Source organism: Stenotrophomonas sp. STEN240 (genome assembly GCF_056756175.1).
Genome location: NZ_JBRRBO010000025.1, coordinates 52,473 through 59,094 on the forward strand (window position 1 = coordinate 52,473; position 6,622 = coordinate 59,094).

Below are 6,622 nucleotides of genomic sequence, written 5' to 3' on the forward strand. Positions count from 1 at the left end.
ACCTTGGAGCCACCATGCCTCGCTGGAAACCCCGACTCGCCCTGCTATGCCTGTTCGCGTGCTCCAGTCTGGTGTGTTCCAGCTTGGCCGCCGCGGCGCCACTGGCCCCGCCCGATCCCGGCATCGACGCATTGATGCAGCGTTATGACGGCCAGGTCCCCGGCGCCTCGGTGCTGGTATTGAAGGACGGCCAGCCCGCATTCCGCCGCAGCTATGGGCTGGCGGTGCTGGAAGACGGCACCGCGGTCACCCCGGCCAGCAATTTCCGCCTGGCGTCGGTGAGCAAGCAGTTCACCGCCGCCGCCATCCTGCTGCTCGCCGAGGACGGCAAGCTGGGTATCGACGACCCGCTGAAGAAATGGCTGCCCAGCCTGCCAGCCGTGGCCGACACGATGACCCTGCGCCAGCTGCTCAGCCATACCAGTGGCCTGATCGATTACGAAGATCTGATGGACCCGGCCGACAGCCGCCAGGTGCATGACATCGACGTGCTGCATCTGCTGGAGAAGCAGGACCGCAGCTACTTCGCGCCGGGCAGCGATTACCGTTACAGCAATGGTGGTTATGCCTTGCTCGCACTGATCGTCGGCAAGGCGTCGGGCACCGACTTTGCCAGCTTCCTGCGGCAGCGCATCTTCCTGCCGCTGGGCATGAGCAATAGCTACGCCCACCAGGATGGCGTGGATGAAGTACCCAACCGCGCGTATGGCTACAGCCAGATCGATGGCCGTTGGCAGCGCACCGATCAAAGCACCACCAGCGCGGTACTCGGCGATGGCGGCATCTATTCCTCGATTGATGACCTGGCCAAGTGGGATGCGGCGCTGTATGACGAGCGCCTGTTGAAGGCCAGCTCGCTGCAGCTTGCCTTCAACCCGGCAACCCCGACCAAGGAGCCCGACGTACCGTTCTATGGCTTTGGTTGGCGCATCAACGGCGATGCGCTGTGGCACAGCGGCGAGAGCATCGGCTTCCGCAATGTGATCGTGCGTTACCCCAAACAGAAGCTGACGGTCATCGTGCTGAGCAACCGCAACGAACCCGAGCCGTACGCGCTGGCCATCGATATCGCCCGACGCTGGCGGGATGCCGCGCGATGAACCTGCTGGGTGGCATCCACCATGTGGCGGTGATCGCATCGGACTATGCGCGGTCACGCGATTTCTATGTACGCATTCTTGGGCTTGAGGTGATTGCAGAGAACCACCGCAGCGCGCGTGATTCATGGAAGCTGGACCTGCGCTTGGCCGATGGCAGCCAGCTGGAATTGTTTTCCTTTCCCAACCCGCCGCCACGCCCCAGCCGGCCGGAAGCCCGTGGCCTGCGCCATCTGGCCTTCCGGGTGGCGCAGCTGGACGATGTGGTCGCGCACCTGCAGCGCGAAGGCGTGGTCTGCGAGCCGATCCGCGTGGACGAATTCACCGGCCGCCGCTTCACCTTCTTCGCCGACCCCGACGACCTGCCGCTGGAGCTCTACGAAGCGCCCGCACCGTAACGTAGTGCCGAGCCATGCTCGGCAGAAGCGTTCCTGGCAATACCTCAGCGCCAAGAGCTGCTGCAGCGGCGTAAGCCACGAAGCCACACATTCAACAGCGCAAAGCCAACCCCTCCCCAACCCTCCCCTTTGCTGCGCAAAAAGGAGGGGGCAAAGGCCATTGCCTTGCCTTTGTGGGAGCGACGTAAGCCGCGAAGCCACACATCCAACAGCGCAAAGCCAACCCCTCCCCAGCCCTCCCCTTTGCTGCGCAAAAGGGAGGGGGCAAAGGCCATTGCCTTGCCCTTGTGGGAGCGGCGTAAGCCGCGAAGCTGACGAACCTGTCGATGTTGGCGATGTTGGCGATGTTGGCGATGTTGGCGAAAAGGGTTTCGCGCAATCTGCTGGTGCGGGAGCTTCGCGGCTTACGCCGCTCCTACAACTTAGCCCGTCTCCCCAACTGAGCCCGCCGGTCACATTCCGGCCCTGCCGCAGTCCCTGGACCTAGTGACTTCCGGCGCATTGCCGAAAGCACGGCCGAAGCACACTGTTGCGGTCATTATCCAAGGAGAGGCCCTGTCACATGCTGCAGATCCGTGGTTTGTCGAAAACCTACGCCAATGGCGTACATGCACTGAAAAACGTCGATCTCGACATTCCCCGCGGCATGTTCGGCCTGCTTGGCCCCAATGGCGCCGGCAAGTCCTCCCTGATGCGTACCCTGGCCACCCTGCAGGAAGCCGATGCGGGCAGCGCCACCCTGACCACCGCCGATGGCGCCACTATCGACATCCTGCGCGACAAGGACGCGCTGCGGCGCAAACTCGGCTACCTGCCGCAGGATTTCGGCGTCTATCCGAAGGTCAGCGCGCTCGACCTGCTCGATCATTTCGCCGTGCTCAAGGGCCTGACCGCGCGCAAGCAGCGCAAGGAAGTGGTCGAGGCCCTGCTGCAACAGGTCAATCTGTGGGATGCACGCAAGCGCAAGCTGGGCACCTATTCCGGCGGTATGCGCCAGCGCTTCGGCATTGCCCAAGCATTGCTGGGCAATCCGCAACTGGTCATCGTCGATGAGCCCACCGCCGGCCTGGACCCGGAGGAACGCAACCGCTTCCTCAATTTGCTGGCCGAAATCGGCGAGAACGTGGCGGTGATCCTGTCCACCCACATCGTCGAGGACGTGACCGACCTGTGCCCGACCATGGCCATCATGAACAAGGGTGAGGTGCTGCTGACCGGGCGCCCGGCTGACGCCATCAATGCCTTGCAGGCACAGGTATGGCGCAAGCAGGTGGCCAAGGCAGCCTTGCCGGGCTACGAAAGCCGCTTCACCGTGCTGTCGACCCGTCTGGTTGGCGGCAATCCGGTAATCCATGTATTTGCCGACAGCTGCCCGGAAGCCGGCTTCGAGCCGGTGGCACCTGGTCTTGAGGACGTCTACTTCCAGCGCCTGCGCCTGCAGGCGCAGGCCGCCTGACGGAGACGACCATGACCCTCGCCTTCCTGCGCTTCGAGCTGCGTGAGCAGCTGCGTTCTCCCCTGCTGTGGCTGCTTGCGGCTCTGTTCGCACTGTTGGCCTTTGGCGCCGCGTCCAGTGATGCGGTGCAGATCGGTGGCGGCATCGGCAATGTGCATCGCAATGCACCGTCGGTGATCACCACCCTCATGACCTCCTTCACCCTGATCGGTCTGCTGGTGGTCACCCTGTTCGTCAGCAATGCATTGCTGCGCGACTTCGAGCTGGGCACCGCCGAGCTGGTGTTCTCCAGCCCGATCAAACGCCGTGACTACCTGCTGGGCCGGCTCGGCGCTGCCTTGCTGGCCAGCCTGCTGATGTACGCGATCATCGCAGCGGGCTTGTTCATCGCCCAGTTCATGCCGTGGATCGATGCCGCCCGGCTCGGCCCGGTATCGCTGCGGCCCTACCTGTGGGCGTTCGCGTTCATGGTGGTGCCGAACGTGCTGTTCACCACCGCCTTGCTGTCGCTGCTGGCGGTGACCACCCGCAACATCCTGTGGGTGTACATCGGCGTCATCGTGTTCTTTGTGCTGTATGGCGTCAGCCGCGTCCTGTTGGCCGATATCGACAATATGCGGATCGCCTCGCTGCTCGATCCGCTCGGCATGCGTGCGATGAGCCAAGCCATGCGCTATTGGTCGGCCGAAGAACGCAACACCGGCCTGCCCGCCTTCAGCGGCTATCTGCTGGAAAACCGCGTGCTGTGGCTGGCGGTGACTGGCGCGCTGTTCGCCGCGACCTTTGCCTTGTTCCGCACCGAGCGCAGTGGCACCGGCCGCAGACGTGGCAAGAAGATCACCAGCACTGCCACCACCGACGGCAAGCGCAGCACCGTGGTTGCACCCAAAGTCACGCCCAGCTTCAACGCCGCCACCGGTTGGCGGCAGCTGCTGCGTCAGGTCGGATTCGATGCCGTAGGCGTGTTCCGCAGCGCACCGTTCCTGGTGTTGCTGGTGCTGGGCATGGCCAATTTCATCCCAACTGCCCTGCACCGCCGCACCATGTACGGCACGCCCAGCTGGCCTGTGACCTCGCAGATGCTGGAAGCCCTGCAGGGCAGCTTCAGCTTCCTACTGATCATCATCGTGCTGTTCTACGCCGGCGAACTGGTCTGGCGTGAGCGCAGCGCGCGCATCGCCGGCATCAGCGATGCCATGCCAGTGCCGAACTGGGTGCCGTTGCTGGGCAAGTTCCTCACCCTGGTGGCCGTCGTATTTGCCTTCCAGGCCGTGGGTGGATTGACCGCTATCGCCATCCAGCTGAGCAAGGGTTACACCCAGATCGAGCCACTGCTGTACCTGAAGACGCTGGCACTGGATTCGGTGGTCTACATCCTGATGGGCGGCATGGCCCTGGTGCTGCAGGTGCTGAGCAACAACAAGTTCATGGGTTATGCCCTGTTGATCCTGTTGCTCATCGGGCAATCGGTGCTGGGCATGCTGGACTACACCCAGAACCTGTACAACTTCGGCAGCTGGCCGATCGCCCCGTACTCGGATATGAACGGCTACGGCCATTTCCTGACCGGGCAGTTGGCCTTCCAGGGCTACTGGGCGCTGTTCCTGCTGGCCTTGTTGTTGCTGTGCGCGGCTTTGTGGGTACGCGGTGTGGATTCGGGATGGCGGCAGCGCCTGCGCCTGGCCAAACAGCGCCTGCGCGGTCCGCTGGGTGCAGGCCTGGCAGCCGCCACGCTCGCCTTCATCGCCTGCGGCGGTTGGTTGTACTGGAGTACCAACATCCGCAACGAGTTTGTCTCGCCGGACCAGATGCTGGACCGCCAGGCCCGCTATGAGCGTGAGTACCGCAAGTACAAGGACCTGCCGCAGCCTCGTATTGTCGCCATCGACAACATGGTCGACCTGCATCCGGAGACGCAGTCGGTACGCATTGATGGCGTCTACCGCGTGCGCAATACGCATGCGGCCGCCATCCCCGACATCCACGTCGCGATGGGCGATGACAGCACGCTTGCCAGCATCGAGCTGGGCGGCGCAAAGCTGACCACCCACGACGAGGAGCTGGGCTACCGCATCTACCATCTGGATACGCCGATGGCGCCGGGCGAGGAACGTGATATCCGCTTCACCGTGGACATCCATCCCAACGGCATCACCGCCGACCAGGCGCAGACCCAGATCGTCGACAACGGCAGCTTCTTCAACAGCCGCGTGCTCCCGGCCTTCGGCTACGACACCGGTGCCGAGATAAGCGACCGCAACGAACGCCGCAAGCGCGACCTGGGCAAACCGACGCGCATGCCGAAGCTGGAGGATGAAGCCGCACGTGCCAATACCTACATCTCCAACGATTCGGATTGGCTGGATTTCCGCAGCACCATCTGCACCGCGCCGGACCAGATCGCCTTGGCACCGGGCTACCTGCAGAAGGAGTTCGAACGCGATGGCCGCCGCTGCTTCAGCTACGCCATGGACCGGCCGATGCTGAACTTCTACGCCTACCTGTCGGCACGCTGGCAGGTGAAGGAGGCCACGTACAAGGACATCCCGATCGAGATCTATTACGACGCCAAGCATCGTTACAACGTGGACCGGATGATTGAGGCCGTACAGAAGTCACTCACATATTACGAGGCCAACTTCAGCCCCTATCAACACAAGCAGTTCCGCGTGATTGAGTTCCCCAGTTATGCCGGAAGCTTCGCTCAGGCATTTGCCAACACCATTCCCTACTCCGAATCGATCGGCTTCATTGCCGACCTGCGTGACAAGGACGATGTTGACTATGTGTTCTATGTCACCGCGCATGAAGCCGCTCATCAGTGGTGGGCACACCAGGTAATCAGTGCAAACGTCCAAGGGGCGACGATGCTTACCGAATCGCTGTCGCAATACTCGGCGTTGATGGTCATGGAGAAGGAATATGGCCGCGGTCAAATGCGTCAATTCCTGAAGACCGAGCTGGATCGCTACTTGGCCGAACGCGGTGGCGAAGACGTCGAGGAGCAGCCGCTCTATCGCAACGAGAACCAGCAGTACATCCACTATCGAAAGGCTTCGCTGGTGTTCTACCGCCTACGCGAGGAAATGGGCGAGGAAGCCCTGAACCGCGCACTGGCCCGCTTCATCCAGGCCAAGGCCTTCCAGCAGCCGCCCTACACCACCTCGGCCGAGCTGCTGCAGTTCATCCGTGCAGAAGCCAAACCCGAGCAGCAGGCCTTGATCACCGACCTGTTCGAGAAGATCAGCTTCTACGACAACCGCGTGGTCGAGGCCAACGCGAAGAAGCGCGCCGATGGCCGCTACGACGTGACCCTGCAGCTGCATGCGGACAAGCGTTACGCCGACGGCGTGGGTAAGGAAACGCCGGGCACGCTGGATGACTGGATTGAAGTAGGCGTGTTCGCCAAGGGCCCCTCCGGCAAGGAGCGCGATGAAAAGGTGCTGTACCTGCAGCGCCACCACATCACTGCAGCCAACCCCAGCATCACCGTCACCGTCGACCAGAAGCCCGACGAAGCCGGTTTCGACCCGTACAACAAGCTGATCGACCGTGTCTCGGCCGACAACCGCAAGCGGGTGACGCTGCAGTAAGCGAAGCAGGCCGCGCGTGGTACGCGCCCCGCTTTCGCTCAAAGCCCCTCTCCCGCCTGCGGGAGAGGGGTTGGGGTG

General features: G+C 62.8%; 4 protein-coding genes. All 4 read left to right on the top strand.

Features of this window, described 5'->3' with window-relative positions; all coding sequences use genetic code 11:
* Positions 1–14: 14 nt before the first annotated feature.
* The 4 genes from ACVOKO_RS12280 to ACVOKO_RS12295 all read left to right on the top strand — a co-directional run bounded on the left by ACVOKO_RS12280 (position 15) and on the right by ACVOKO_RS12295 (position 6,544).
* Positions 15–1,100, top strand: coding sequence for a serine hydrolase domain-containing protein (locus ACVOKO_RS12280; protein ID WP_346499188.1), 1,086 nt, complete (start codon positions 15–17; stop codon positions 1,098–1,100).
* A complete protein-coding gene (gloA2, locus tag ACVOKO_RS12285; RefSeq protein ID WP_346499189.1) occupies positions 1,097–1,495 on the top strand; it encodes an SMU1112c/YaeR family gloxylase I-like metalloprotein in 399 nt (132 codons plus the stop codon). The genes ACVOKO_RS12280 and gloA2 overlap by 4 nt, the downstream gene beginning before the upstream one ends.
* Before the next feature lie 562 nt (positions 1,496–2,057).
* On the top strand, positions 2,058–2,951 hold the full coding sequence (locus ACVOKO_RS12290; protein ID WP_346499190.1) for an ABC transporter ATP-binding protein: 894 nt from the start codon (positions 2,058–2,060) through the stop codon (positions 2,949–2,951).
* A gap of 11 nt (positions 2,952–2,962) precedes the next feature.
* On the top strand, positions 2,963–6,544 hold the full coding sequence (locus ACVOKO_RS12295; RefSeq protein ID WP_346499191.1) for an ABC transporter permease/M1 family aminopeptidase: 3,582 nt from the start codon (positions 2,963–2,965) through the stop codon (positions 6,542–6,544).
* The last annotated feature ends 78 nt before the right edge of the window (positions 6,545–6,622 follow it).